22 protein-coding genes are annotated in these 26,612 nt (G+C 70.5%); 13 read left to right on the top strand and 9 right to left on the bottom strand.

What is annotated here, in order from left to right; all coding sequences use genetic code 11:
- The 4 genes from AOQ53_RS32875 to AOQ53_RS46855 form a co-directional block, all read right to left on the bottom strand.
- Nucleotides 1-906: hypothetical protein (locus tag AOQ53_RS32875; RefSeq protein WP_063889031.1), on the bottom strand; the 906-nt coding region annotated here is incomplete at its 3' end.
- Nucleotides 903-1,565 (bottom strand): phosphatase PAP2 family protein, encoded by a 663-nt coding sequence (locus tag AOQ53_RS32870; RefSeq protein ID WP_059422820.1) that lies wholly within the window; start codon nt 1,563-1,565, stop codon nt 903-905. The genes AOQ53_RS32875 and AOQ53_RS32870, both read right to left, overlap by 4 nt.
- Nucleotides 1,562-1,684 carry a hypothetical protein gene (locus AOQ53_RS47515; RefSeq protein ID WP_269085488.1) on the bottom strand — a complete coding sequence of 41 codons (123 nt, stop codon included), beginning with the start codon at nt 1,682-1,684 and terminating at the stop codon, nt 1,562-1,564. Before AOQ53_RS47515 ends, AOQ53_RS32870 begins: the two co-directional genes overlap by 4 nt.
- Nucleotides 1,685-1,740: 56 nt before the next feature.
- Nucleotides 1,741-2,904: a transmembrane-type terpene cyclase gene (locus tag AOQ53_RS46855; RefSeq protein WP_236711901.1), complete on the bottom strand. Its 1,164-nt coding sequence runs from the start codon at nt 2,902-2,904 to the stop codon at nt 1,741-1,743.
- 811 nt (nt 2,905-3,715) lie between these two features.
- On the opposite strand from AOQ53_RS46855, the gene AOQ53_RS32860 reads away from it, so the two are divergent.
- From AOQ53_RS32860 to AOQ53_RS32805, 12 genes are all read left to right on the top strand, one after another.
- Nucleotides 3,716-4,510 (top strand): TauD/TfdA family dioxygenase, encoded by a 795-nt coding sequence (locus tag AOQ53_RS32860; protein ID WP_236711900.1) that lies wholly within the window; start codon nt 3,716-3,718, stop codon nt 4,508-4,510.
- Nucleotides 4,511-4,729: 219 nt separating this feature from the next.
- Nucleotides 4,730-5,647, top strand: a complete 918-nt coding sequence (locus AOQ53_RS32855; protein ID WP_236711899.1) for a polyprenyl synthetase family protein — start codon at nt 4,730-4,732, stop codon at nt 5,645-5,647.
- Nucleotides 5,644-6,753, top strand: coding sequence for a Rieske 2Fe-2S domain-containing protein (locus tag AOQ53_RS32850; protein WP_078945614.1), 1,110 nt, complete (start codon nt 5,644-5,646; stop codon nt 6,751-6,753). Before AOQ53_RS32855 ends, AOQ53_RS32850 begins: the two co-directional genes overlap by 4 nt.
- On the top strand, nt 6,750-7,751 hold the full coding sequence (locus tag AOQ53_RS32845; RefSeq protein WP_063889028.1) for a Rieske 2Fe-2S domain-containing protein: 1,002 nt from the start codon (nt 6,750-6,752) through the stop codon (nt 7,749-7,751). Before AOQ53_RS32850 ends, AOQ53_RS32845 begins: the two co-directional genes overlap by 4 nt.
- A 55-nt stretch (nt 7,752-7,806) precedes the next feature.
- A complete protein-coding gene (locus tag AOQ53_RS32840; protein WP_059422814.1) occupies nt 7,807-8,859 on the top strand; it encodes a Rieske 2Fe-2S domain-containing protein in 1,053 nt (350 codons plus the stop codon).
- Nucleotides 8,852-11,230: a PEP/pyruvate-binding domain-containing protein gene (locus AOQ53_RS32835; RefSeq protein WP_059422813.1), complete on the top strand. Its 2,379-nt coding sequence runs from the start codon at nt 8,852-8,854 to the stop codon at nt 11,228-11,230. Before AOQ53_RS32840 ends, AOQ53_RS32835 begins: the two co-directional genes overlap by 8 nt.
- Nucleotides 11,227-12,195: a lysylphosphatidylglycerol synthase transmembrane domain-containing protein gene (locus AOQ53_RS32830; RefSeq protein ID WP_059422811.1), complete on the top strand. Its 969-nt coding sequence runs from the start codon at nt 11,227-11,229 to the stop codon at nt 12,193-12,195. Before AOQ53_RS32835 ends, AOQ53_RS32830 begins: the two co-directional genes overlap by 4 nt.
- A complete protein-coding gene (locus AOQ53_RS32825) occupies nt 12,192-12,650 on the top strand; it encodes a protein-tyrosine phosphatase family protein (RefSeq protein WP_059422810.1) in 459 nt (152 codons plus the stop codon). The genes AOQ53_RS32830 and AOQ53_RS32825 overlap by 4 nt, the downstream gene beginning before the upstream one ends.
- A gap of 1,399 nt (nt 12,651-14,049) precedes the next feature.
- A complete protein-coding gene (locus AOQ53_RS32820) occupies nt 14,050-15,543 on the top strand; it encodes an ABC transporter substrate-binding protein (RefSeq protein ID WP_059422808.1) in 1,494 nt (497 codons plus the stop codon).
- Nucleotides 15,540-17,303: an ABC transporter permease subunit gene (locus AOQ53_RS32815; RefSeq protein WP_059422807.1), complete on the top strand. Its 1,764-nt coding sequence runs from the start codon at nt 15,540-15,542 to the stop codon at nt 17,301-17,303. Before AOQ53_RS32820 ends, AOQ53_RS32815 begins: the two co-directional genes overlap by 4 nt.
- Nucleotides 17,293-18,261 (top strand): ABC transporter ATP-binding protein, encoded by a 969-nt coding sequence (locus AOQ53_RS32810; RefSeq protein WP_059422806.1) that lies wholly within the window; start codon nt 17,293-17,295, stop codon nt 18,259-18,261. Before AOQ53_RS32815 ends, AOQ53_RS32810 begins: the two co-directional genes overlap by 11 nt.
- Nucleotides 18,258-18,944, top strand: coding sequence for an ATP-binding cassette domain-containing protein (locus AOQ53_RS32805; RefSeq protein ID WP_059422804.1), 687 nt, complete (start codon nt 18,258-18,260; stop codon nt 18,942-18,944). The genes AOQ53_RS32810 and AOQ53_RS32805 overlap by 4 nt, the downstream gene beginning before the upstream one ends.
- Here the strand turns inward: AOQ53_RS32805 and AOQ53_RS32800 are convergent.
- Complete coding sequence (locus AOQ53_RS32800; protein ID WP_059422803.1) at nt 18,931-19,509, bottom strand: TetR/AcrR family transcriptional regulator; 579 nt, start codon at nt 19,507-19,509, stop codon at nt 18,931-18,933. The genes AOQ53_RS32805 and AOQ53_RS32800 overlap by 14 nt on opposite strands.
- Before the next feature lie 99 nt (nt 19,510-19,608).
- Between AOQ53_RS32800 and AOQ53_RS32795 the strand changes: the two genes are divergently transcribed.
- Nucleotides 19,609-21,150 carry an MFS transporter gene (locus tag AOQ53_RS32795; RefSeq protein WP_059422801.1) on the top strand — a complete coding sequence of 514 codons (1,542 nt, stop codon included), beginning with the start codon at nt 19,609-19,611 and terminating at the stop codon, nt 21,148-21,150.
- Between the two features lie 62 nt (nt 21,151-21,212).
- On the opposite strand, the gene serA is transcribed toward AOQ53_RS32795, so the two are convergent.
- The 4 genes from serA to AOQ53_RS32775 form a co-directional block, all read right to left on the bottom strand.
- The gene (gene serA / locus AOQ53_RS32790) at nt 21,213-22,802 is read right to left on the bottom strand and encodes a phosphoglycerate dehydrogenase (RefSeq protein ID WP_059422799.1); all 1,590 of its coding nucleotides are present in this window, start codon (nt 22,800-22,802) and stop codon (nt 21,213-21,215) included.
- A 266-nt stretch (nt 22,803-23,068) separates the two neighbouring features.
- Nucleotides 23,069-24,067 carry a ketol-acid reductoisomerase gene (ilvC, locus tag AOQ53_RS32785; protein ID WP_059422798.1) on the bottom strand — a complete coding sequence of 333 codons (999 nt, stop codon included), beginning with the start codon at nt 24,065-24,067 and terminating at the stop codon, nt 23,069-23,071.
- Between the two features lie 121 nt (nt 24,068-24,188).
- Complete coding sequence (gene ilvN / locus AOQ53_RS32780; RefSeq protein WP_010048631.1) at nt 24,189-24,713, bottom strand: acetolactate synthase small subunit; 525 nt, start codon at nt 24,711-24,713, stop codon at nt 24,189-24,191.
- Nucleotides 24,714-24,734: 21 nt separating this feature from the next.
- Complete coding sequence (locus AOQ53_RS32775) at nt 24,735-26,582, bottom strand: acetolactate synthase large subunit (protein WP_174523386.1); 1,848 nt, start codon at nt 26,580-26,582, stop codon at nt 24,735-24,737.
- Nucleotides 26,583-26,612 lie beyond the last annotated feature (30 nt).

The following is a 26,612-nucleotide window of genomic DNA, read 5'->3' as shown; positions in this document are numbered from 1 at the left end:
TTTGCGAAGCAATGAGGAGGTGCGCGACGGCCGGTACTGCCCACGGCCGTACGCCGCTGCGGCGAACAAGCCGACGGCCAGGGCCGTGCCGATGGCGACTTTCTTGCGCAGGCTCGTGCCGGTGGGCCGGGGAGGGGACGCGAGGGCCGGGGGCTGGGTGATCAAGGGGGGATACGGCCGCACGGCCGCCGCATAACGGCGTCGGCACACCTCCGCGACCTGGGCGCGCCGCTCGGGTGGCAGGGCGGAGAGGCGCTCCAGGAACATCGATTCGTACCGGTCGACCTCGCGGCGCAGCTCGGTGGCGGCCGTGTCGCCGTAGAGCTTCGCGAAGGCGGCGTAGACGTTCAAGGTGCCCAGGGCGACGTCCTGTTCGTAATGTTCGAGATCGTTCGCGATGTCCGCGAGCACTTCCACCGGCCAGAGCAGGTCCCGGGTCGCGGGGTCCATTGACCGTCCGCGCAGGGCGAAGGTCATGGCGCGCAGCAGGCGTACGTCGGTGGGCCGCAGTTCGACCAGGGCGAGGGAGTCCTGACGGGTGATGGTGCCGCGCGACGTGGTGGCGTTCTCCAGGCGGATGAACTGCTCCGCCTCGTCGACCAGGCAGGCCACATCCTCATTCCACGCCCCGACGAACCGCAGGACCTTCTCGAAAGCCTTCTTGTACGTGTGGAACGCCTCGTAGTCGCTGTTGCGTTCGGCGTCGAGGTCCACCTCCGTGTTGCGTTCCGCCAGTGAGTCGACGCGATAGACCAGGTACTCGACGGCGAGTAACACGGGTGTCAGACGTAAGCGCTGTCTGCGCGGTACCTCGTCCACGACGTAGTACATCTGCGACACGTAGTCCCGGGTAATGCCCACCGCCTTCCCCAACGGGGTCGCCGCCAGGCGGGCCAAACTGTTCATCGGGTTTCCTTTCCGGAGAGGTGCGGGGAGCGGACGCCGACACGCCAGGCGACCGCGCAGCCGACCACGAGCCCCAGGAGGACGCCGCCCGCGACATCGGCGGCGTGGTGGGCATCTGCCAGCACGCGCGAGACGCCGACGGCCGCCACGAGGGCCGAGCCCAGGGCGAGGCACGACCACCACACTCGCGTGCCGGTACGCAGCACAGCCAGGAGCACCATGAGGATGAGCGTCGCGGAGGCCGCGTGCCCGGACGGGAAGCTGTAGCCGGGGTCGGGGGCAGAGCCGTCGGCCGGCAGCGGCATGGGCCGTCCCACCAGCGTCTCGAGTGCCGTTTCCGCCGCGAACTGCACGGTCAGGCCGACGAGCACCCACAGTGCGGCGCCGGGCCGGCGACGGTACAGCAGTACGCCGAGCGCCGTGAGCAGGCCTGCCCCCAACAGGGCCGAACCGACCGCATCGGCCGGCCCGTCGGGGCCGAGCCAGGACCCGGCCGACGCCCCGAAGGCGCGGTCGGCCCCTGCACGGAACCGGGCGTCGAACGCGCTGACGAGGTCGCTCCCGGAGGCCACCAGCGCGGTCAGTGCGGCGAGCGCCAGCGCCGCGACCGCCGATCCGAGGAGAGGTCTGGAGGCGGTCCCGGCTGCGGCGCCGGTCACGGCGTGGGCTCGACGGTGATCGGGTCGGCGCCGCCCCTCCTGGCGGTGATGACCTTGCCGGGGGTGTCCCGGCGTGCTTCCTCGGCGTTGCCGGCGCCCTGCTGGCGGGGCACGTTCACAACCCTTCCCTCCTGTCGTGCGAGCGCGGACCGGGGCCTTGGTGGAGCGGAGATGCTCAGAGCCGGCGCCAAGGCGACATGCCGGCGGCCTTGAGGGAGCGGTGGAGCAGGACGCAGTAGGCGACGTCGAGCAGGAACGTCCAGGCGTACATGACATTGATCAACGGCGTCAGCGGGTACGAGCGATGGCCCAGCGACTTCCGTACGAACTCGGACCAGCTGGTGGGCCAGGTCCGCTGCGGTGAGGTGGTGACGGTGAGGGCCGTGGCGATCCAGGCGCACAGCGTGCCCAGCCATTTGCCGATGGCGATGTACATCGACTGGCCCGCGGGCGATCCGCGGTCCTCCAGCATCTTGAGGTACAGGATGGACATCATGAGGTTGATGCCGAATCCGGTGTACTCCCCGTCGGGGTCTGCCAGGTCGATGAACGCGTGGTAGTTGACCGACAGGGCGGCGGCCACGCACACCCCGAAGAGTGGCCGGAAATAGCGGCCGAGTGTGCTGTTCGGGAACTGCGCCGCACCGTACTTCCACACCTGCCAGGCGATCACCACGTCGACCAGGAAGCCGGCGATGCTCGCGGTGTGGAAGTAGTCACCCAACGGGTCCAGGAGGAAGCCGTAGGCGAACTCCCAGGTGAGGTTGGCGAAGAAGGCGGCGAGTGGCACACCGTACGTCTGGTCGGCGAATCCCCGGTAGACGATGGCCACGTAGGCCACGAGCCATCCCAGGGCGCACAGCAGGCCGAACAGGACGACGGCGCTGGAGACGCCTTCAGCCGCGTTCCTCTCCTCGTGCCGGTCGGCGGCCGGATCCGGTAAGGCGTCCCGGAGCGGGGCGCAGTTGAGCACAAACGCACGTTCGAGTCGCTCCCGGTCCGCCACGCCGACCGATCGCAGTCCTTGCTCGAAGCGTGCCTCGAAGTGGGCGACCTCTTCGCGTATTCGTTCCGCGGCCGTGTCGCCGTAGGTCTCGACGAAGGCGGCGTAGATGTTGGTGCGTTTGATCGGTTCGGTGGCGGAGGCGTACTGCTTCAGGTCCCACGCGACGTAGGCCAGGCTCTCGGCGGGGCGCAGCGCCTCGCGGAGTTCCGCGTCACCGTCGCGGTCCCAGGGCCGGCCGAGGTCGCGGACGATGCGCAGTTCACTGGGTGCCAACTCCATGAGTCGCCGCAGTTGTTCCGGCTTCGCCTCGCCCGCACGGATCGCGAACTCCACGTCGGCGAGTTCCGTGACGTCCCGCTGGGCCCGCCCGCCATCGGGGATGCGGGCACAAAGACGGTTCAGGATCTTTTCGATACCTGCATCCCGAAGTTCCGCCAAATGTCCGGATAGATTGCCTCCTATGGGCTCCGGAGCGAGAGCCGCAAGGCGGGCGCGTTTCACCGCGAAGGCGAGATACCGCGCCGTCAACCGTACTGGAGTCGCGCGGAGTTGCTGCTTCAGGGAGGACCCGAAGACGGGGCCGTGCATACGCTCGCTGATGGCGGCCTCGGTGCCGCGTCGAATGGGCGGGGCCACTTGGGTGACGGCCGAAGCCAACAACCGTTTGGCGCGCCGAGAAGCCGCCAGCCTCAGATTTCGCATCGTGCTCAATCCAGCCTCCTAGAGCCGAGCCCCCCGCGCAGCGCGTCCGATCCGTGGACGCTCAACTGGGGTGCCAGGACGGGTCGTTCAGGACGACTTCACCTGAACGAGTGATGAACATGGTGTACCATCAAGATCCGCACCGTCCAGGCTCGCTCGGAAGACTTGACACACAGATTCATGTCCAACCGACCATGGGGGACTCGCAATGGACGTCGCATTAGAACACTCTCCGTCTGTTTTAGGGTACGTTCTGTCGGCTGAAGAGGCCGATGGTTTGTGCGCGGCGGCCCAGACAGCTCTGGCCGCTCAGGGGTCTCCCGCGAGGCCCTTTTTCTATGAAGGCCTGGAAGAACACATTCATCGAATACCGGAGTCCATTCGCTCGGTACTGAATGAGTTCAAGGACTCTTCCTCGCTGTGTGCACTGCGAATCTCAGGGGTGCGCGTCGACCCTGACCGGTGCGGGCCCACACCGCTCTCCTGGCAGGAAGCCCTCGACTGCGGACGCCAGGCGCTGGAGGAGGCGCAGCTGGCCCTGCTGGCCGCCAGTCTGGGCGAGGTCTTCGCCTGGCCGACCATCCAGCGCGGTCGGATGGTGCAGAACCTCGTCCCGGTCGAGAGCGACCGAGAGGAGCAGAGCGGCCATGGTTCAGTCGCTCTGGAGTGGCACACCGAGGACGGCTTCCACCAGGACAGATGCCGCTATCTGGCGCTCCTGGGCATCAGGAACCCCGGCCGGGTGCCGACCACGCTCGGCACGGTCAACGACGTGCGGCTGACCGAGCACCACCGGTCCGTGCTCCGCGAGCGCCGCTTCCTCATCCGGCCCGACCTGGAGCACCTGCGTCAACTGGCCAGGATCGCCCCGGACAGCGACATGCTCAGGCGTGCGCGCGAGATGTACGAGAACCCGGAGCCGGCTGCGCTCCTCTTCGGTGACCCCGAGTCCCCCTGTCTGCGGATCGACGCACCGTACACGACCGCAGTGGCCGACGACGGCGAGGCCGCCGAGGCGCTGGCCGCGATCGTCGACGAGCTCACTCGCGCCCAGCAGGACGTGGTGGTCGGCCAGGGCGACGTGCTGATCGTGGACAACTACCGCGCCGTGCACGGCCGCCGGGCGTTCCTACCGCGGTTCGACGGTACGGACCGCTGGCTGAAGCGCATGAGCGTGGCCGGCAGTCCGCTGTCCACGACGACGCCCGGCGCGAGCGCGCGTGTACTGACGATCTGAGCGGATCCGCTGTCGCACTGCGGTCCCTCCTTCGTCATCTCCGCAATCTCTGCACGAAGGACCCCGGCGAGCCGAACGCAGCACTTCCGCAGCCCGGATAAATGCGATGGGCGCTGGAATCCGCCGTCAGTCTCTATTTCATCGCCGTGAAGCGGCGCCATCACCGTCCTCCGATCACTCGATGGCCCGTCGGCGCATTCATGGGGAGAGTGAGCATTCGTGTCTTTCGCGATTGACAGCACCCAAGCAGAAACAGAATTTCCGGTACCGATGGAAGAATTCCGTCGCCAGGTCAACGAAAAACTGCGCTCCTCTGTCGACTCGGTGGAGCCGCCTCGACTCCGCGAGGCCATGGCCTACTCGCTGCTGGCCGATGGAAAGCGCATCCGGCCGACTCTGTGCCTGTTGGCCTACCAGATATTCGACACCGACGTCTCGGTTGCGCTCCCCACCGCCTGCGGCCTGGAAATGCTGCATACAGCTTCGCTCATCCATGACGACCTGCCGGCCATGGACGACGACGACTTCCGCCGCGGCAGCCCTTCCAACCACCGGGTGTTCGGTGAGGGCATGGCGCTCTTGGCGGGCGATGCGCTGCTCGCCTACGCACTGGAGTTCATACTCCAGAACTCCGACTCGCTGCATCCGGAAAGACTGCTGAGCGTCATGGCCAAACTGATCGAGGTGGTCGGCCCGTCCGGGCTGTCCGGCGGACAGGCGATCGACCTCCACTCCCAGGGTCGTGACGATGTCGACCCGTTGACCGTGGAGGAGATGCACATCAAGAAGACCGGCGCGCTCATCGAGGCGTCCGTGGTCACCGGGGCGATTCTGGGAGGGGCGTCGAAGGCCGACATTGCCCGCCTCACCACGTATGCGCGAAACCTCGGACTCGCTTATCAGATCGTCGACGACATTCTCGACGAGACATCGAGTTTCGAAGAATTCGGCAAGGATGTCGGCCAGGACCGGGCCGCGGGCAAGTGGACGTATCCCCGGCTGGTGGGAGTGGAGCAGGCCCGCGAGCGGGTGCGCGGACTGATCACGCAGGCAGTGGCGGAGCTCGACGGGTTCGGCGAGCGCGCGGCGATGCTTCGCTGGGCCGCGCAGGTGGTTCACGGCCGGGCGGCGGCGTGATCGGCGCAGAGGGCTCCCAGGAAGAGCTGCGGACCGTCCCCGCCTCGGCCGCTCCGCCGAATCCCGCCGGGGCGAACATCGCCGCGTCCTGGTATGTCGCGATCAAGAGCTCCCGTCTGGGCAAGGGGCCGCACCGGATGCGGTTGTTCGGGCGTGAGGTCGTGCTGTGGCGCGACCGGAAGGGAGCGGCGCGCTGCGTGGCCGCGCACTGCCCGCACCAGGGTGCCAACCTGGGCCTCGGGGACGTCGTCAAAGGCGAATTGCGCTGCCCCTTCCACCACTGGCGGTTCGACGGGAACGGGGTCTGCTCCGCCATCCCCGGTCTCTCACGCATCCCGACGACGGCCCGGACCCGGTCCTACCCCACCCGCGAGGCATACGGCTTCGTCTGGGTCTGGTACGGCACCGCCGAACCCCTCTTCGAGCTCCCGGAGTTCCCGGCGCTGACCGACAGGCCCCGTCGCTACCTCGGCTTCCACTACGACGACGCGACCACCGGGACGATCCGCCAACTGCTGGAGAACGCGGTCGACCACCAGCACTTCAGCGCCCTGCACGGACTGGCTCTGGACGGGGTGGAGTTCCGCGTGCTGGCCAATCAGTCCGAGGCCGCGGACAACGGCCCGCCGCTGACGCGGGACGACGCCTGGTTCGGCGTCTGGTTCTCCGGCCGACCGTGGCGGCCGCCGCTGCGCCGCTCGCCCCTGGGCTGGCTGACCGGTGTCGTCTCCACCTTCGCGATGGGCCGCCACATGCAGCTGCTGGTCGACGGGTGGCCGGGCGGCCAGCGCTTCACGGCGTACGTGGACGGCACCGAGATCTACAAGGTGATCATGGGCATCGTCCCCGAGGGCGACCGGGTCACCCGCCAGGTCGGCTGGGCGGGGGTGCGCCGCACCGGCCGCTGGTACCGCACCCTCTTCAACTACGTCCTGTTCTGGGTCCAGAACCGCGCCGGCACCTTCCAGGACGTACCCGTCTACGACTCCACCCGCAACGCCCAGCCCACCGTGTACGTGCGCTATGACAACGGGCTGCTCCGGTTCCGTCGCTACTACCAGTCATGGGTCGACCGCGCCGCGGGAGACGGAAGGGTCGGCCGATGAGTCTCGCGCCGGTACGGGGGCGACCACCCCGCGATCTCGAACCGCCCCGCGATCTGGCGCGCGGTTGGTATGTGGCCGGGCGTTCCAGCCACGTCGGGCGGCGGCCCAGGGCCGCCGTGGTGGCCGGGCGGGAGGTGGTGCTCTGGCGCGCGGGAGACGGCGCAGCCGTAGTGATGGACCGCTTCTGTCCCCATCAGGGGGCCGCTCTGGAGTTGGGCCGGGTGGTGAACGGTGAGCTGCGGTGCACGTTCCACCACTGGCGGTTCGACGGCGAGGGGACCTGCGTGGCCGCCCCCGCCACCCGGAGGGTGCCGCGGGGGGCCTCGGCCCGGGTCCATCCCTCCTGGGAAGGGCTCGGCTACGTCTGGACATGGGTGGGCTCGGCGGACCCCGAGTACCCGCCGCCGCACTTCCCTCACCTGGACAAGGACTCACCGGCCCACCGGCGCTACCGGTTCGCCTTCGACACCCCCGCACCGGCACGCCGGGTGCTGGAGAACGGATTCGACGTACCCCACTTCCCGGTGGTGCACGGGCTCGCCGACGGTCTGCGGCTCACCTGGGACACCAAGGAGGACCCGCACACGATCGCGGCGCGCATCACGACGGACGCGATCACGCTGCCGGCTCCGCTGGACCGGCGGCCGGGCGGTCTGGGCCGACTCTGTCTGCACCTGCGTTCGACGCCCTCCTACCAGGTGCTGACCTTCGAGCTGAACGACCGCCCGGTGGCACACGAGCTGCTCGCCGTGACACCGGTGGCGCAGGGGCGGACCACGATGCACGGCTGGACCGTCGTGCCGCGGGCCGGTGGTCTGCTCGGCTCTTCCCCGGTCTTCTGGGGGTACCGGCTCCAGCACTGGTGGGGGACCCGGGCGGATCTGCGTATCTACCGGGACGCCGGGGAAACCGACGGTTCGATCAACACCGCCGACGACGAGGGAGTGCTGCGATTCCGCCAGTTTCATCGCCGTTGGACGGGACGGGGGGACAAGTGAGAGACCGTCCGAGGGCGGCGCGGAAGCTCCGGCGGAGTGTTCGGGAGGAGGCGCGATGAGGCGCAGTACGTCCGATCGGATCGCGGCGTCGGCGAGGCCGGTCACCAACCTCGCCTCGGGCTGGTACGTCGCGCTGCCCTCCGGGGAGTTGAAGCGGCGGCCACGCCGGATCACCCTCTTCGGCGACTCCTACGTGGGCTGGCGCGGCAACGACGGCCGTGCCCACGTACAGAGCGCGATCTGCCCGCACGCGGGGGCCGCCCTGCACGGCGGCAAGGTGGTCGACGGCACGCTCGAATGCCCCTTCCACCGCTGGCGGTTCGACGAGTCCGGGGCATGTGTCTTCGTGCCGGGGCGGCGTCCTCCGGCGCGGGCCGCCGTCACCGCGCTGCCCACCCGCGAATGCTCGGGTTACGTGTGGGCGTGGTACGGCAGCGGGGCGCCCCGTTACGAACCGCCGGATCTCCCGGACCTCGAATCGCGGCAGGTTCCCGGCATCCGGAGGTTCCGGCTGGCCGACCCGACCCGGGCCACCACCCGGCGGATCCTGGAGAACACCTACGATCCCGACCACTTGGTGGCCTTGCACGGGCTGACGGTGACCGGGGAGGCCCGGATCGCGTTCCAGGACCCGCGCGAGGGAACGGCCGGTGACGGGGCGCAGGACGACAAACCGGAACCCCGCTGCGACGCGACCCTGACCTGGCCCGCATACCGGGGCGTGCTGGGCACCGTATCGAATGTGTTCGGGCTCAACGCGGGCGAGTTCACCCTGCGGATGCGCGGCTGGGCAAGCTGCCAGGAGATCGAGTACTACGCGGACGGCCGACGCCTGTACCGGATGATCCTGGCCGTCACCCCGATCGGGGAGCACCACAGCATTCAGCACATCAATGCCGTCGTCGACCCCGACGGGGCGGGGGCCCTGGGGTGGCTGCGCGCGCTCGTCCACCGCGCAGAGGTGCAGGTGGCCGCCCGCCAGGACCTCCCGATCTTCGACACCTTGCTGCCGGGGGACCGGCACGGCATCTACGTGCCCGGTGACGAGGCCGTACGGCGATTCCGACGTTTCTATCAGCAGTGGGTGGAGGTCGCAGAGCATGGCTGAGGGTGTCGTGAGCCTGGCCGAGGCCGCAGACCTGCCCGTCGAACGGGTCGGGGGCAAGGCCAAGGGGCTGGGCCGACTGGTAGCGGCGGGATTTCCCGTACCTCCGGGGTTCTGTCTCCCGGTGGATGTCTTCACCACCACGGCGGGCCTGGAGGAAGGTGGGGAGAACACCGGCGGGTCGGGGCTGCGCGACGACGCGGTCGCCCAGGTGAGGGCGTGCTGGGAGGCCCTGCCCTCCCCGCACGGCGTCGCCGTGCGGTCGTCGGCCACCAACGAGGACGGTGTGGCGGGCAGTGCCGCCGGCCAGTACGAGAGCGTGCTCGGCGTCCGCACCTTCGACGAGCTGCTGGCCGCCGTCGGCCGCTGCCAGCGGTCCCGGCACTCCGTCGCCTCCGAGGTCTACCGGGGCCGGCTCGGTCTTGCCGAGCAGGCCCCGGCGATGGCTGTCGTGGTCCAGGCGATGGTGGCCCCCGAATGGGCCGGGGTGGTGTTCACCGCGGAGGCCCCTGTCGCGAACGACGACCATCTGGTGCTCGTGGAGGCGGTCGAGGGGCTCGGCGATCAGCTCGTGGACGGGACCGTGGAGCCGAACCGGGCAGCGTTCTCCCGAAAGGAACCGCACGCGCCCGTGTTCAGCACCGCGTTCGGGGAACAGATGGGCGGGACGGACGGAAGCGAGGGACCTCTCCGTTCCCTGGTGCGCACAGCGCTGGCCGTGGAACGGGCGCTGGGTGGACCGCAGGACATCGAGTGGGCGCTGGACGACACCGGGCTGCACCTGCTGCAGGCTCGCCCGATCACCGCAGCCGTCCCGCAGCCGACGCAGTTCGGCGACTGGGCGAGCGAGGTGCCCGGGGCACGGTGGGCCCGGATGAGTATCTGCGACTCGTGGCTGTCCGATCCGCTCTCCCCGCTCTTTGCCACGACGCTGTTCCCCTCGCTCATCGACCGGTGGGCGACGAACTGGGGCGGTCCACGCAGACTGCGCGCGCGCAGCCCGCTCATCCCGGAGCCCATGCACGGGACCGTGAACGGGTTCGCCTATCTGCGCTTCGACTTCCCCCTCTCCGAACATCCGCTGCGCACCCTGCGACTCACCGCGCGCTGGCTTGCCTTCCACCTCTCACCAGTGGAGCGGCGCTGGCGGGACGACATACTGCCCGCGCTCCAGGCGGGCCTGGAGCATGCGCGGGACACGCCTCTCGAGGACCTGACGTCTGCCGAAGTGCTGCGCCGGATCCGGGCAGTCGAGGACCTGAGCGCCCGCTACTGGGCGGTGATCGGCGGCCTCGCCTGGCACTGGAACACCACCGAGTGGCTGCTGGGGGCGGTCTTGGCGCGCGGCGGCCGGCGCACGGCCGGGCTCACGCCCGGATCCCTCCTCGTGGGCGACGACCGGCTCGCCCACCAGGCCGACCGTGCCCTGGACCGGGTCGCCGAGGCCCCTTTGGAGGATGAGGAACAACTGCTGCAGGAGTACCTGCGGCGCTTCGGCCACCTGGTGTACAGCCTCGACCCGGCCGAACCCACCGCGGTCGACGATCCCTCGATGCTTCGCTCGGTGATCGCCGACCGCCGCAACAGCGGCGAACCCAGCCCCCCGGCACCGGCATCGGGCCCTGGCGGCGTCCCGGCACTCAGGCTCGGACGCGGTCCCCTGGGCCGGCTGCGGCGCGGGGTGTACCGGTGGGCGAACCACTGGAGCGGCGTACGGGACGAGGCCCTGCACTACTTCACGCTCGGCTGGCCGTTCATGCGGGCCGGATATCTCGAACTCGGCCGCCGGCTGGCCCTCGCCGACCTGCTCGACGTCGACGAAGACGTGTTCTACCTGACCGGGAAGGAGCTGAGCGGCTGGGTGAGCACCGGCGCGGGCGACGCGCAGTGGCGCGACCTGGTGCGTGAGCGCCGACTGCGACGCCAGTGGCAGCGGCGGCTCGATCCGCCCGATGTGGTCCCCGCCGACGCGCGGATCATGCTCTTCGGGTCCGACATCACCTCCTTGGCGCTGTTCGGGACCGAGCGGGGGAACGACAAGGGCGACGGGCTGAGCGGATCAGCGGTGAGCCCGGGGAGCTACACGGGCCGTGCTCGGGTGATCCACGAGGTCGCGGACGCGGACGCACTGGAGTCGGGCGAGGTCCTCGTCGTCCGCCAGGTGACTCCGGCATGGGCGCCGCTGCTGACCCGGGCCGGGGCCGTGGTGGCCGACGTCGGGGGCGCGCTGTCCCACGGCTCGGTGGTGGCGCGCGAGTACGGCATCCCGGCGGTGATGGGCGTGAGGACCGCGACCTCGCAGATCGGAACCGGGGACATGGTGACCGTGGACGGCGATGCGGGCACTGTGCGGTTACTGCGGAGCGAGCCGTGACCCCGACCGAGTCCCCGCCGAAGGATCACAGCACGCGCAACCGGGTGATCCGGGCGCTGTTGTTCGTGGCGGTCGGCGTCAGCTTGGTGGTCACCTTATGGGGTATGGACCTGGGTCATCTGTGGGCGGCGCTGAAGGTCGCCGACTGGCGCTGGCTGGTCTTGGCGGCGCTGGCCAATGTGGCCTCGCAGGCGACCCGGGCCATAGGCTGGAACGCGATGTTCACCGAGCCCCGGATCCGGTTCCCCCTTCTGGTGCGGATCGAGTTCGCCGTCCAGGCAGCGGCGGCCGTCAGCCCGGAGGGGGTGGGCGAGTTCGTCCGGATCGGCTATCTGCTGCGCGAAGGGATAGCCCGGACGGTGACCGTCACGCTCATGCTGGTCCGCAAGTACTTCTCCAGCCTGGGCCTGGTGCCCTTCCTGGTGTTCGTCTGGTGGCCGGGGAGCGATGTGCCGGGCTGGGCGGTGGCCGTCGCCTGGTTGTACGTGGCCGTGCTGACGGTGGAGACCGTACTGATCGTGAGGGTCGCGCGCACTCCCTCCGCCCCCTCCCGGGAGGGCCGACTGCGCAAAGTCGTGTTCGACGCGCGCACGGCACTCGGGCCGGTGCGGCGTCCGCGCGTCTTCGCGGAGGTGGGGGCGGCCGCGGTCGCCACCAGGGCACTGGACTTCCTGGCTGCGGTGGCCGTCGCGAAGGCTCTGGACCTACCGCTGTCGGTGGCCGTCCTGGTGGTTGTACTGCTGTCCATCGAGGTCTCCAACATCTTGCCGACCTTGCCGGGCCAGCTGGGTACCTTCGAGGCGGCCGTGCTGGGCGCTACAGCGGGCGTCCTCGGGCAGGCCGAGGGTCTAGCCTTCGCATTGGTCCTCCATGCTCAACAGACCCTTCCCCAGATCCCGCTGGGGATGATCGCCATGGCAGACACCTCGATCTTGCGAAACCGATCGAAACGGAATTCATCATGACCGAAATGTGGAACACCGACACCCCCAAGGTAGTTACCCTCCCCTCGGGGCGGACGATTCGCGGACGCGGACTCAGGTACGACCTGCCGGAGGGGCAAACCCCCACGTTAGCCGTGCACTTGACGGACCACGAGCCGCCCAAGCCGCCGTGGGAGTCCCTGTGGATTCCCTGGCGCGACTTCTGGCTTCCCGCCGACCCGATGGACGCGATGCGTAAACTTCGCATCGCCTACGACCGGGCCGCGGACGAACGCGTGGAGATCTGCTGCGGAGGCGGCATCGGCCGGACTGGTACGGGGCTCTCGGCACTCTGCGTCTTCGAGGGCATGGATCCCAAGGAAGCGGTCAAATGGGTGAGGCGGAATTACCACCCCCGTGCGGTGGAAGTACCGTGGCAACGACGCTTCATCCGCCAGGTCCACGCTGCCGACGCACCCGGCTCGGGGCGGTCGTAGCCGCCGGCTCCTGCGGTGTGCGGCGGATACACGCCGCCGTGACATGGTGATCCACTGACCGTGGACAGGAAAAGGGCAGAACGCCTGGCTGGGAAATTCCAGCCGGGCGTTCTGCTTTGCCTGCGCCCTCTCGGTCGCGGTCGACTCCCCCGGAACACCAAAGCGGCGACAACAGCCGTGCTCGCGGGTCTGCTCGACGACGCCGTTGCGCGTCCACAGTGGTCAGCTCGGCGCTGGAGGTGTCGGTGACCACGTCCCTCGCGAGGTGTGGCCCTTCCTGAGTGAGGTCGGCGTGGCGGGCTGTTGCTGCTGCGGATCGTTTGCCGGATCGTCGTGTCCAGGTTCGGGGGGGGAGGCAGCGATGGTGTCGTGGCTGGATGAACTGGAACGGCGGGCGGCTGCCGCGCAGGGCGGATCGTTGAACTCCAGGGCCAGATCCCAGAGTTGACGTCCTTTCTGGCTGAGCAGTAAGGGGTGGTGTCCCGGCTGGAGATCACGCGGGAGACGATGAGCGAGATCCTGTCCGTGGACAACGGGGCAGTATCCGGCCCCGGGACCAGTGAGGACAACGCGGCAAAGCTGTGTGACGGGCCGGTGGCCCGGTGGGTTCGCCGGTGGATGTGTGGTTGGTGCCGACCTGGTCGGCGGGCTTCCGGCCGCGTTGCGGCTGAGCCTCGCCGGGGCCGAAGCCGTCCTGACCCTCCGCGCCGTCATCGGCAACGGTGACTTCTCCGAATGCTGGATGAGGCCGTTGACGGCCACGTCCACTTCGCCTGCCCGCCATGAGTAGCCTAGGCGCTCCTTCACCTCGTGGCCCCGTCGCACAGCCCTCGCTGACCAGCCCCTGCGGCAGCAGGAGAGCGCGATCTGTACACGGCGGACAGCACAGCCCAGGCGGACGCCATCATCGCCGCCTGGGACGCCAAACCGCACTACGGCACCTGGCGGCCCGTCACCGCCGTCCGGGAGGCGGACACCGACGTCACCCCGGCGACCCGGGGCGGACCGGCACCGGGAGCCGCTGCTCGTCACCCCGGCGCATCCCGACTACCTCAGCGGCCACGCCACCATGGGCGGCGCGCTGACGCGCACGCCGACCCGGCTCCTCGGCACCTGCCGCGTCGACCTGCGCATCCGGTCGATCACCACCGGCGCATCCCGCCACCACCGCTACGCCCACGAGTACGAGCAGGACGTCGTCGACGCCCGGGTCTGGGGCGGCATCCACACCGCACGGCCGGCGAGGAGGGCAGCGCCACGGGCCGCCGACTCGCCGCCTGGGCACTGCGGAAGCACTTCCGCCCCGTCCCCTGACATTCGGCCACTTCTGAAAACGATTGTCATCATGCTACGGTCATGGCGCGTTCAACCATTTACCAGGCCTTGACCGAGGTGTCCCGTGCGCGTCCCCGCTCGACTCATCCCCCTTGCCGCCGTCACCGCGGCCTCCGCCCTGCTCACCGGCTGCTTCTCCGGTGGGCAGTCGGCCACGGACGACTCCGGGGCGGGGGGCAAGCGCATACGCCTCGCGATGATGCAGCCACCGCGCTCGGGGCTGTCCCCGCTGTCGGACGACGCCTTCAAGCTGTCGCGCTGGTCGACGGCGGAGACCCTGGTGAAACTGGACGCGGACGGTGACGCCGAACCGGCGCTGGCCACCGAGTGGGCCCAGTCCGGCCGGAGCTGGACCTTCACCCTGCGCGACGGCGTCACCTTCCACGACGGCACGAAGCTCACCGCCGAAACCGTCGTCAACTCCCTCACCAAGGCCGCAGCCGCCTCCCCCAAGCCCCGCATCCTCGACGGCGTGGACCTGACCGCGAAGGCCGACGGCGACAAGGTCACCGTCACCACCGCCACCGAGGACCCCCTGGTCCCGCAGCGGCTCAGCTCCCCGCAGCTGTCGATCCTGGCCGCCAGGGCCTACAAGGGGAAGACCGTCAGCCCCGTCGGCGCGGGCACCGGCCCCTTCGAGCTGACCAAGGTCAACGGCACCTCTTCCGCCGCCCTCGACCGCTACGACGGCTACTGGGGGAAGAAGGCCAAGGCCCCCGGCATCGACGTGCGGTTCGTGCCGGACGGCACCGCCCGCGCCGCGGCCCTGCGCAGCGGCGAGGCCGACATCGTCGAGGCGGTGCCGGTGTCGCAGGCCGCCGTCCTCGACCAGGACCTGATCACCGAAGTCCCGATGCCGCGCACCAACACCCTGTACCTCAACACCGAGAAGGGCGTCTTCAAGGACGCCGCGGTGCGGGCGGCGGCCCGTGAGGCGATCGACGCCGAGTCGATCGTGAAGGGCGTGTACGAGGGGCGCGCCGACGTCGCCGAGGGGCTGCTCGGCCCCGCCCTCCCGTGGGCGGCCGAGCTGCGCAAGCCGGTGCAGCGGGCCAAGGCCGGCGACCCGGCCGGCAAGACGATCACCATCGGCACCTTCACCGACCGCGCCGAGCTGCCCGAGGTCGCCGCCGCGCTGCAACAGCAGCTCCAGAAGGCCGGGTTCAAGGTGAAGCTCGACGTCCGCGAGTACGCCAACATCGAGTCCGACGCGCTGGCGGGCCGGTTCGACGCGTTCATCCTCTCCCGCGCCACCGTCCTCGACTCCGGCGACCCGGCCGCCTATCTCTACAGCGACTTCTCCTCCGACGGCTCCTTCAACATCCCCCAGCTCGCGGACCCGGCCGTGGACAAGGCCCTGAAGAAGGCCGGCGACACGCCGACCGGTGACGCCCGGCGCAAGGCGGTCATCGCCGCCGAGGCCGCCGTACTCGGCACGGACGCGGCCGTGCCCATGCTGCACGAGCGCGTGATCCAGGGCGACGCCGCCGACGTGACCGACGCCGCCCACGACCCGCGCGAGCGGGAGCTGGTCACGGCGGACACCTACGTCAAGTGAGGTCCCGTATACGGCGGTTGGCCGGCGCCGCCGCGCTGACCCGCCTGTTCTGCCTGATCGCCGTCCTGGCGGCCGTCGGCCTGCTGCCCTGGCTCTCCGGCAGGGACCCGGCCCTGGCCGTGCTGCGGGCCCGCTCCGCCGAGCAGGACCCGACCGAGGAAGCCCTGGACTCCGTACGACGGGACCTCGGTCTCGACGCCGGTCCCCTGTCCCTGCTGGGCGGCTGGGCCTCGGACCTCCTGCGCGGCGACCTCGGCACGTCCTGGGTGTCGGGCACCGAGGTCCTGCCCTCCGTGGTCTCCGGGCTCCAGGTGTCGCTGGCGCTGATGGGCGCCTCGCTCGGTGTGGCGCTGCTGCTGGCGTGCACGCTGGTCGCGCCGGTGCTGGTGCGGGGCCGGGCCTCGGACGGGGCGTGGGCCGCGATGCTGGCCGCCGTACCCGAGTTCCTGCTGGCCACGGTCGCGCTGCTGGTGTTCGGGGTGTGGCTGGGGTGGCTGCCGACGTCGGGCTGGGTGGGGCCGGAGAACATGGTCCTGCCCGCCGTGGCCCTCGGCGTCCCCGGCGGCGGTCTGCTCGGCCGGCTGGTCGCGGACGCGCTGCCCGCCGTGCTCGACGAGCGGTGGGTGGAGCTGTGGCGGGGCGCCGGCGTGAGCCGGGCGCGGATCGCCGGGGCGGCGCTGCGGCGCGTCCTGCCGCCGCTGGTCCCGCAGTTCGGGATGGTCGCCGTGGGGCTCACCGGTGGCGCGGTCGCCGTGGAGACGGTCTTCGCCGTGCCGGGAATCGGCCGTACCGCGCTCGGCGCCGCCAAGTCACAGGACCTGCCGCTGCTCCAGGGCTCGGTGCTCGCCCTGCTCGCCCTCGGCCTGGTCACGGGTGCGCTGGCGGCGCTCGCGCGACGGCGGCTACTGGGCCCGGCCCTGCGTGACGCCTCGCTGTCGCTGCCTCCGGCACGGCCGGTGCGCGCACATCCCGCGATCCCGTTGTCGCTGTTCACCGTCCTCACCGTGACGATCGGCTGGGGCCTGTCGCGCGACCCGTACGCCGTGAACACCATGGACCGGCTGGCCGCGCCCTCCTGGGCGCATCCGCTGGGCACCGACGGTCTCGGCCGTGACGTGCTCGCCCGGCTGGGCCACGGCGCCGCCTCCACGGTCGGCACGGCGACGGCCGTCTGCCTGCTGAGCCTGCTGATCGCGCTCGCTCTGGGCTTCCTGCCCCGGATCGCGGAGGGCGCGGCGGACATCGCCAACGCCCTGCCCCCGGTGATCGTCGGCATCCTGGTCGCGGCGGCCGCCGGTCCCGGCACCGGCGGCGCGGCCCTCGCGGTCGCGCTGATCTCCTGGCCGGCCCTGTCCGCGCACGCGGCGGCACTGGTGCAGGAGGTGCGCGCGTCGGCGTTCCTGACCGCCCAACGGGCCATCGGGGCGAGCCCGTTCTGGATCCTCACCCGGCACGTTCTGCCGTCCGTGGCCGCCCCGGTGGCCCGCCACGCCCTGCTGCGCCTGCCGGGCATCGCCCTGGCCCTGGCCTCGCTGGGCTTCCTGGGTCTGGGCGCCCAGCCGCCCGCCCCCGAGTGGGGTCTGCTGCTCGACGAGTCCCGCGCCTATGTGGAACGCGCCCCGTGGGCGGCCCTCGCACCGGCGGTGGCACTGGCCCTGCTGGCGGGCCTCGCGGTCTCGGGGGCGGCGCTCACCCAGGGCCGGAGGATACGGCGCGTCACCCCGGCTCCGGTCAAGAAGGAGGCCCCCGTTGGAGTCTGAGCCACTGCTGTCGGTGCGCGAGCTGCGGATCGCCTTCGACGGGGTCGAGGCCGTGCGCGGCCTGTCCTTCGACGTCCGTCCGCGCGAAGTGCTGGCGATCGTCGGCGAGTCGGGGGCGGGCAAGTCCCTCACGGCCCGCGCCCTCCTCGGCATGCTGCCGCGCGGCGCGACCACGAGCGGGACGATCCACCCGGATCTCTCGGCCCACCGCGGCCGCCGCATCTCCCTGGTCCCGCAGGACGCCCTGTCGGCGCTGTCCCCCGTGCACCCGGTGGGCGACCAACTCGCCGCTGCCGTACGGTCGGTGGCCGGCGTCTCCCGCAAGGAGGCCCGGGCCCGTGCGGTTGCGGCCCTGGACCGGGTCGGCATCCCGGACGCGGCCCGCAGGGCACGGGCGTATCCGCACGAGTACTCCGGCGGCATGCGGCAGCGGGCGGTGATCGCCATGGCCACGATCAACGAACCGGACATCGTGGTCGCCGACGAACCCACCACCGCCCTCGACGAGGAGCGCCGCGACCAGGTGCTGCGGCTGCTCGCCGAGCAGCGGGAGGCGGTCGGCGCCGCGCTCGTCCTGGTCACTCACGACATGGACGTCGTGCGGGGCCACGCGGATCGTGTGCTGGTCATGTACGCCGGACGCCTCACCGAACTCGGCGCCGCCGACGAGGTGCTGGCCCGGCCCCGCGCCCCCTACACGGCCGGACTGCTGGCATCCCTCCCGCAGAACGCGCCCCCCGGCCGTCGCCTCCCCGCCCTGCGCGGCACCCCGCCCGCCCCGGGCGCCCTTCCGCCGGGCTGCGCCTTCGCCCCGCGCTGCCCGCTCGCGGCGGACTCCTGCCACACGGCGGAACCGGAGCCCCGGCAGGTGTCCGGCCGCCTGGTCGCCTGCCACCGCTGGGAGGAACTCCCCCACCCGGCCGCCGAGTTGTTCCTGAAGGAGCGGCAGCCCGCATGAGCGAACCCCTGCTCGACGTCCGAGACCTGGTCGTCCGCTACGGCACGGTCACCGCCGTTGACGGCGTCTCCTTCTCCCTGGCCGCCGGCGAGACCCTCGCCCTGAACGGCCCGTCCGGCTGCGGCAAGTCCTCCACGGCCCTGGCGGTGCTCCAGCTGCGCCGCCCGACGAGCGGGGAAGTCCACTTCGAGGGGCGGGAGTTGACGTCCCTCACCGAGCGCGAGCTGCGCCCGCTGCGGCCCCGTATGCAGCCCGTCTTCCAGGACCCGTACGGCTCGCTGAGCCCCCGCCACCACATCCGCGACGCCATCGCCGAACCCCTGAAGGTCCAGGGCCGCTGGCATCCCGCCGACGGCCCGGCCCGGGTCGCCGAACTCCTCGACCGGGTGGGCCTGGACCCCGCGTACGGCGACCGGCACCCGCACGAGCTCTCCGGCGGCCAGTGCCAGCGCGCCGGCATCGCCCGCGCCCTGGCGTCCGAACCGCGGCTGCTGGTGCTCGACGAGCCGGTGTCGTCACTCGACCCGTCGGTACGCGCGGGCGTGCTGAACCTGCTCGCCGACCTCCAGGACGACCTGGGCCTCGGCTACCTGTTCATCTGCCACGACCGGGCGGTCGTACGGCACTTCGCGGACCGGGTCGTCGAGATGCGCGAGGGACGCGTCGGCGTCACTTCGGAGTAGCGGCCTCGATCACCTGGCGGAGCCCCTCGGCGAGCTGCCCGGCCTCGGGGGCGGTCTTCGGATCGAAGGTCCACTGCGCCATGACCCCCATCATCAGGGTCAGATAGAAGTAGCCGAGGGTGTCGACCTTCTCCTCGGGGACGTCCTCCTCGTTCCCGCCGTGGAAGAGCGTGATGATGCCGCGCGCCCCGCCCCGCTGGGCCTGCGCGAGATGCTCCCGCACCTCCGGCAGCTGGTCCCCCAGAGCCACGATCTCCATGCTGAGGCGCCACAGCGAACCGGGGTCCCGCATGGTGGAGATGATGTTCGCCCACACGTCGGCGAACCGCTCCAGTGACCCCGGCTCCCCGCTCAGCTCACCGCCGCCCTCGAAGGCGTCGGACATCCCCTCCACCATCTCGATGTACGCCTGCGCCAGCAGCGCGTCCTTCGAGCCGTAGTGATAGCCGATCGACGCCAGGTTGGTCCCCGACTCCTTGACGATGTCGCGCGCGGTCGTGCGCACGAACCCCTTCGCCAGCAGGCAGCGCTTGGCGCCCTCGAGCAGATCCTCACGGTGTCCCATGACATCTCACCCTACCCGCGGATCCATACATACGTCACATACGCACGTCCTATACAACCGTACTAGACAAGCGTTTAATACGCTCGTACAGTCCTGCCCATGACGACGAACACCAACTCCCCGGTCCGCGCCGGCCGCCGCGAATGGACCGCTCTCGGCGTGTTGATGCTGCCGCTGCTGCTGGTCTCGATGGACGTCTCGGTCCTCTACTTCGCGGTACCGGAGATCAGCGCCGACCTGGAGCCCACCGGCACCCAGCAGCTGTGGATCTTCGACATCTACGCCTTCGTCCTGGCCGGCCTGCTGATGACGATGGGCGCGCTGGGCGACCGGATCGGCCGCCGCAAGCTGCTGCTGATCGGCGCCGGCGCCTTCGGAGCCGCCTCGCTGGCCGCGGCGTACGCCCACAGCGCCGAGGCCCTGATCGCGGCCCGCGCCGTGCTGGGCATCGGCGGCGCGACCCTGATGCCGTCGACGCTGGCGCTGGTCCGCACGATGTTCACCGACCCCGCGCAGCGCGCGAAGGCGATCGCCCTGTGGTCCGGTGTGATGACGGGCGGCGTCGCGCTCGGCTCGGTGATGAGCGGCGTGCTCGTCGAGTACTTCTGGTGGGGCTCGGTCTTCCTGGTCAACCTGCCCGCGATGGCGCTGCTGCTGGTCCTCGGCCCGATCCTGCTCCCCGAGTCGAGGAACCCCGTCCCGGGCCGCTTCGACCGGCTGAGCGTGCCGCTCTCGATGGCGGCGGTGCTCCCGGTGATCTACGGCCTGAAGGAGATCACCTCGGACGGCTGGAACGTCCGGTACGTCGTCTCGGTCACCGTCGGCCTGCTCTTCGCCGCCCTCTTCGTCCACCGCCAGCGCACGTCGGCCTCACCCATGATCCCGCCCGCGCTGTTCCGCGGCCGGGGGTTCGGGCCCGCCGTCGTCCTGAACCTGCTCGCGCTGTTCGGGATGATGGGCTCGGCGTTCTTCACGACGCAGTACATCCAGTCGGTGCTCGGCAAGAGCGCGATGGAGGCCGCATTGTGGGGCCTGCTGCCGTCGGTGCCGATCGGCATGGCGGCCCCGCTGGCGACCCGGCTGGTCCAGAAGGGCGTCGCCCGCGCCACCGTCGTCGCGGCGGGCTTCACGATCTCCGCGAGCGGTTACGGCCTGCTGGCCGTCGCCGGTACGGAGTCGATGTGGCTGGTGCTGGCCGCGTGCGGGGTCCTGGCCTGCGGGGTCGTCATGGCGACGACCCAGATCATGGACCTCGCGATGGGCACCGCCCCGGTGGACCGGGCCGCGACCGCCTCCTCCCTGATGGAGACCGGCGCGGAGTTCGGCGGGGCCCTGGGGATGGCGGTCCTGGGATCGATCGGTACGGCGGTCTACCGCCACGAGATCCCCGCCTCGGCACCGGCTCCCGCTCACGAGACGCTGGGCGCCGCCCTGGCCGTGGCCGAGCAGCTGCCGGGACCCGCGGGGGACGTCCTGGCGACGGCGGCCCGGGAGGCGTTCACCAGCGGAATGCGGGGCGCCGCCCTGGCGGGGGTCGTGACTCTGCTGGGCGCGGCCGTACTGGCGGCGGTCATGCTGCGGCGGGTGCCCGCGCACGACAACGCCGGACGAGCTGATCGACTCAGCCCGTCCGGCGTTTGAGGACGAGCCCGTTCAGGGCGAACGGGGGCCTGGGGGTAAAGCCCCCAGGGACAACGGCAACCTCAGACCAGGTTCACGGAACGAGCCGACGTCGCACCGATCTCCGCCGCGACCTCGGCCAGCACACCGGAGGTCACCGTGTCGTCCACGGTCAGCACCGCCAGCGCCTCGCCGCCGGCCACGGCCCGCGACACCTGCATGCCGGCGATGTTGATGCCCGCCTCGCCGAGGATGCGGCCCACCGTGCCGACGACACCCGGCCGGTCCTCGTACTTCAGGACGACCATGTGCTCGGCGAGCGCGAGGTCGACGTCGTAGTCGCCGACGGCGACGATCTTCTGGAGGTGCTTGGGGCCGGCCAGCGTGCCGGAGACCGACACCTCCTCGCCGTCGGCGAGGGTGCCGCGCACAGTGACGACGTTGCGGTGCTCGGTCGCCTCCGAGCTGGTGGTCAGCCGCACCTCGACGCCGCGCTCCTGGGCGAACAGCGGTGCGTTGACGTAGGACACCGTCTCGTCGACGACGTCCTCGAAGACACCCTTGAGGGCGGACAGTTCCAGCACCTTCACGTCGTGCTGGGTGATCTCACCGTAGACCTCGACGTCGAGGCGGACCGCGACCTCACCGGCGAGCGCGGTGAAGATCCGGCCCAGGCGCTCGGCGAGCGGCAGACCCGGCTTGACGTCCTCGGCGATGACCCCGCCCTGGACGTTCACCGCGTCCGGCACGAGCTCACCGGCGAGTGCGAGACGCACGGAGCGGGCGACGGCGATACCGGCCTTCTCCTGCGCCTCGTCGGTGGAGGCACCGAGGTGCGGGGTGGCGACGACCTGGTCGAACTCGAAGAGCGGCGAGTCGGTGCACGGCTCCTTGGCGTACACGTCGAGACCGGCACCGGCGACCCGGCCCTCCTTGAGGGCGGAGTACAGCGCCTCCTCGTCGACGATCCCGCCGCGCGCGGCGTTGACGATGCGCACGCTCGGCTTGACCTTGCGCAGCGCCTCGTCGCCGATCAGGCCGAGCGTCTCGGGCGTCTTGGGGAGGTGGACGGTGATGAAGTCGGAGACCTCGAGCAGCTCGTCCAGCGACAGCACCTTGACGCCCATCTGCGCGGCCCGGGCGGGCTGCACGTAGGGGTCGTAGGCGACGACCTTCATGCCGAAGGCGGACATGCGCTGCGCGACGAGCGCGCCGATGCGGCCGAGGCCGACGACACCGAGGGTCTTCTCGGCCAGCTCCACGCCCGTGTACTTGCTGCGCTTCCACTCGCCGTTCTTCAGCGCGGCGTTGGCCTGCGGGATGTTGCGGGCGGTGGCGAGGAGGAGACCGCAGGCGAGCTCGGCGGCGGTCACGATGTTCGAGGTGGGGGCGTTGACGACCATCACGCCGGCCTTGGTGGCGGCGGAGACGTCCACGTTGTCCAGGCCGACGCCGGCTCGCGCGACGACCTTGAGCTTCTTCGCGGCGGCGATCGCCTCGGCGTCGACCTTGGTGGCCGAACGGATCAGGATCGCGTCCACCTCGGCGATGGCCGGGAGCAGCTCGGCCCGGTCCGCGCCGTTGCACTGCCGGATCTCGAAATCCGGGCCCAGCGCGTCGACGGTGGCGGGCGACAGCTCTTCAGCGATGAGTACGACTGGTTTCGAGCTCACGTGAGTCCTCACAAGTCCAATGCTGCGGACGGCCGTCCCGACGGCCGCAGGCGGTGGAGGGGCTAGCCGCGTGGAAGACGCACGACGCTGTGGGCCTGACGCGTATGTAGTGCAGCAGTCTAGTGGCGCCGGGGGCGTCGTCTTGCGCCGCTGCGGAAGGATCACCCGTCCGTGGCCGGACGGGTTGGACAACGCCGTACCTCCGACGTTACCCCGGGTTGGCCGAAGGGGCCGGAGCCTGTCGCTCCGGCCCCCGGCCGTGAGGCTTACGCCTCCTCGTCGACCCAGCTCATGAGCTTGCGCAGCTCCTTGCCGGTGGTCTCCAGCAGGTGCTCGGAGTCCTGCGTCTTGTACTCGTTGTACTTCTTCAGGCCGCCGTGGTACTCGTCCATCCAGGTCTGGGCGAAGGTGCCGTCCTGGATCTCGGCGAGGACCTTCTTCATCTCGGCCTTGGTGGCGTCCGTGATGATGCGCGGGCCGGTGACGTAGTCGCCCCACTCGGCGGTCTCGGAGATCGACCAGCGCATCTTCTCCAGGCCGCCCTCGTACATGAGGTCCACGATCAGCTTCAGCTCGTGCAGGCACTCGAAGTACGCGATCTCCGGCTGGTAGCCGGCCTCGGTCAGCGTCTCGAAGCCCGCCTTGACCAGCGCGGCCGTACCACCGCAGAGGACGACCTGCTCACCGAACAGGTCGGTCTCGGTCTCCTCGGTGAAGGTCGTCTTGATGACGCCGGCGCGGGTGCCGCCGATGCCCTTGGCGTACGACAGGGCCAGCGCGAAGGCGTTGCCCGTGGCGTCCTGCTCGACGGCGGCGATGCAGGGAACGCCGCGGCCCTCCTCGTACTGGCGGCGGACCAGGTGGCCCGGGCCCTTCGGGGCGACCATGCAGACGTCCACGCCGGCCGGGGGCTTGATGAAGCCGTAGCGGATGTTCAGGCCGTGGCCGAAGAACAGCGCGTCGCCGTCCTTCAGGTTGGGGGCGATGTGCTCCTCGTAGACCTGGGCCTGGATCGGGTCCGGAACCAGGATCATGATGACGTCGGCCTCGGCGGCGGCCTCCGACGGCGTCACCACGCGCAGGCCCTGCTCCTCGGCCTTGGCCTTGGACTTGGAGCCCTCGTGCAGACCGACGCGCACGTCGACACCCGAGTCACGGAGCGACAGCGCGTGGGCGTGGCCCTGGCTGCCGTAACCGATGACCGCGACCTTGCGGCCCTGGATGATGGACAGGTCGGCGTCGGCGTCGTAGAACAGCTCGGCCACTTTGGGTTCTCTCCTCGGGAGTGCAGGTGTTGCGTCCCACCGTATGACGGGGGGCGGAAGGGAAGCTTGAGGGTCTCGGAATACGGGCGGCCGACGGCGCGCCGACCGCCCGGTTCAGGTCTTACGCCGACCGGTCCAGGGCGCGCAGCGACCGGTCCGTGATGGAACGGGCGCCGCGGCCGATCGCGATCGTGCCGGACTGGACGAGCTCCTTGATGCCGTACGGCTCCAGCATCTTGAGCATCGCGGACAGCTTCTCGCCGGAGCCGGTGGCCTCGATGGTCACGGCCTCCGGGGAGACGTCGACGGTCTTGGCGCGGAACAGCTGGACGATCTCGACGATCTGGGAGCGCGTCTCGTTGTCGGCGCGCACCTTCACCAGGACGAGTTCGCGCTGCACCGCCTGCGACGGCTCCAGCTCGACGATCTTCAGCACGTTGACGAGCTTGTTGAGCTGCTTGGTCACCTGCTCCAGCGGCAGGTCCTCCACCCCCACGACGATGGTGATGCGCGAGATGTCGGGGTGCTCGGTGACACCGACGGCGAGCGAGTCGATGTTGAAGCCGCGGCGGGAGAACAGCGCGGCGATCCGGGCGAGGATGCCGGGGGTGTTCTCCACCAGGACGGAGAGCGTGTGCTTGGACATGATCTCTTCGGTCTCTCTCGCTCAGTCGTCTTCGTTGTCGCCGAAGTCGGGGCGGACGTCCCGGGCGGCCATGATCTCGTCGTTGGAGGTGCCGGCGGCGACCATCGGCCAGACCATGGCGTCCTCGTGGACGATGAAGTCGACGACGACCGGGCGGTCGTTGATCGAGTTCGCCTCCTCGATCACCTTGTCGAGGTCGTCCGGGGACTCGCAGCGGATGGCGTAGCAGCCCATGGCCTCCGACAGCTTCACGAAGTCGGGGACGCGGGTGCCGCGGGCCTGCGGGTTGACGTCGTCCGGGCCGGAGTGCAGCACGGTGTTGGAGTACCGCTGGTTGTAGAAGAGGGTCTGCCACTGGCGGACCATCCCGAGGGCGCCGTTGTTGATGACGGCGACCTTGATCGGGATGTTGTTCAGGGCGCAGGTGGCCAGCTCCTGGTTGGTCATCTGGAAGCAGCCGTCGCCGTCGATCGCCCAGACCGCCTTGTCCGGCGCGCCGGCCTTGGCGCCCATGGCGGCCGGGACGGCGTAGCCCATGGTTCCGGCGCCGCCGGAGTTCAGCCAGGTGCCCGGCTTGTCGTACTCGATGTAGTGCGCGGCCCACATCTGGTGCTGGCCGACGCCCGCCGTGAAGATCGTGCCCTCGGGGGCGAGCTGTCCGATGCGCTCGATGACCTGCTGCGGGGAGAGCGAGCCGTCGCCGGGCTGGTCGTAGCCGAGCGGGTAGGTCTCGCGCCAGCGGTTCAGGTCGTTCCACCACATGCTGTAGTCGCCCTGGTGGCCCTCGCTGTGCTCCTTCTGCACGGCCTGGACCAGGTCGGCGATGACCTCGCGGGCGTCACCGACGATCGGCACGTCGGCGGCGCGGTTCTTGCCGATCTCGGCCGGGTCGATGTCCGCGTGGACGATCTTGGCGAGGGGCGCGAAGCTGTCCAGCTTGCCGGTGACGCGGTCGTCGAAGCGGGCGCCGAGGGCGACGATCAGGTCGGCCTTCTGCAGGGCGGTGACGGCGGCCACCGAGCCGTGCATGCCGGGCATGCCCAGGTGCTGCGGGTGGTTGTCGGGGAACGCGCCGAGCGCCATCAGGGTGGTGGTGACGGGCGCGCCGGTGAGCTCGGCGAGGACCTTCAGCTCGGCGGTGGCCTGGGCCTTGATCACGCCGCCGCCGACGTACAGCACCGGCCGGCGGGCCTGGGTGATCAGCTTGGCGGCCTCGCGGATCTGCTTGGCGTGCGGCTTGGTCACCGGGCGGTAGCCGGGCAGGTCCATGGCCGGCGGCCAGGAGAAGGTCGTCTTCGCCTGGAGGGCGTCCTTGGCGATGTCGACCAGGACCGGCCCGGGACGGCCGGTGGAGGCGATGTGGAACGCCTGCGCGATCACCCGCGGGATGTCATCGGCCTTGGTGACGAGGAAGTTGTGCTTGGTGATCGGCATGGTGATGCCGACGATGTCCGCCTCCTGGAAGGCGTCCGTGCCGATCGCCTTGGAGGCCACCTGTCCGGTGATCGCGACCATCGGCACCGAGTCCATGTGCGCGTCGGCGATCGGCGTGACGAGGTTGGTCGCGCCGGGGCCCGAGGTCGCCATGCAGACGCCGACCTTGCCGGTGGCCAGCGCGTACCCCTCGGCCGCGTGGCCGGCGCCCTGCTCGTGGCGCACCAGGACGTGACGCACGCGGGTGGAGTCCATCAGCGGGTCGTACGCCGGAAGGATGCAACCACCGGGAATGCCGAATACCGTGTCGGCGCCGACCTCCTCGAGGGAGCGGATGAGGGACTGCGCGCCCGTCACCTGCTCGGGGGCGGAGTGCTGTCCTCCGGATCGGGGCCGGGGCTGCGGGTGATGGGCCCCGGTGGCCTGCTCGGTCATCGGCATTCTCTTCTCAGATGCTGAGGGTTT

It is taken from the genome of Streptomyces azureus, assembly GCF_001270025.1.
In the GTDB taxonomy this organism is placed as follows: Bacteria; Actinomycetota; Actinomycetes; order Streptomycetales; family Streptomycetaceae; genus Streptomyces; species Streptomyces azureus.
This window is presented reverse-complemented; position numbering and strand designations above follow the sequence as displayed.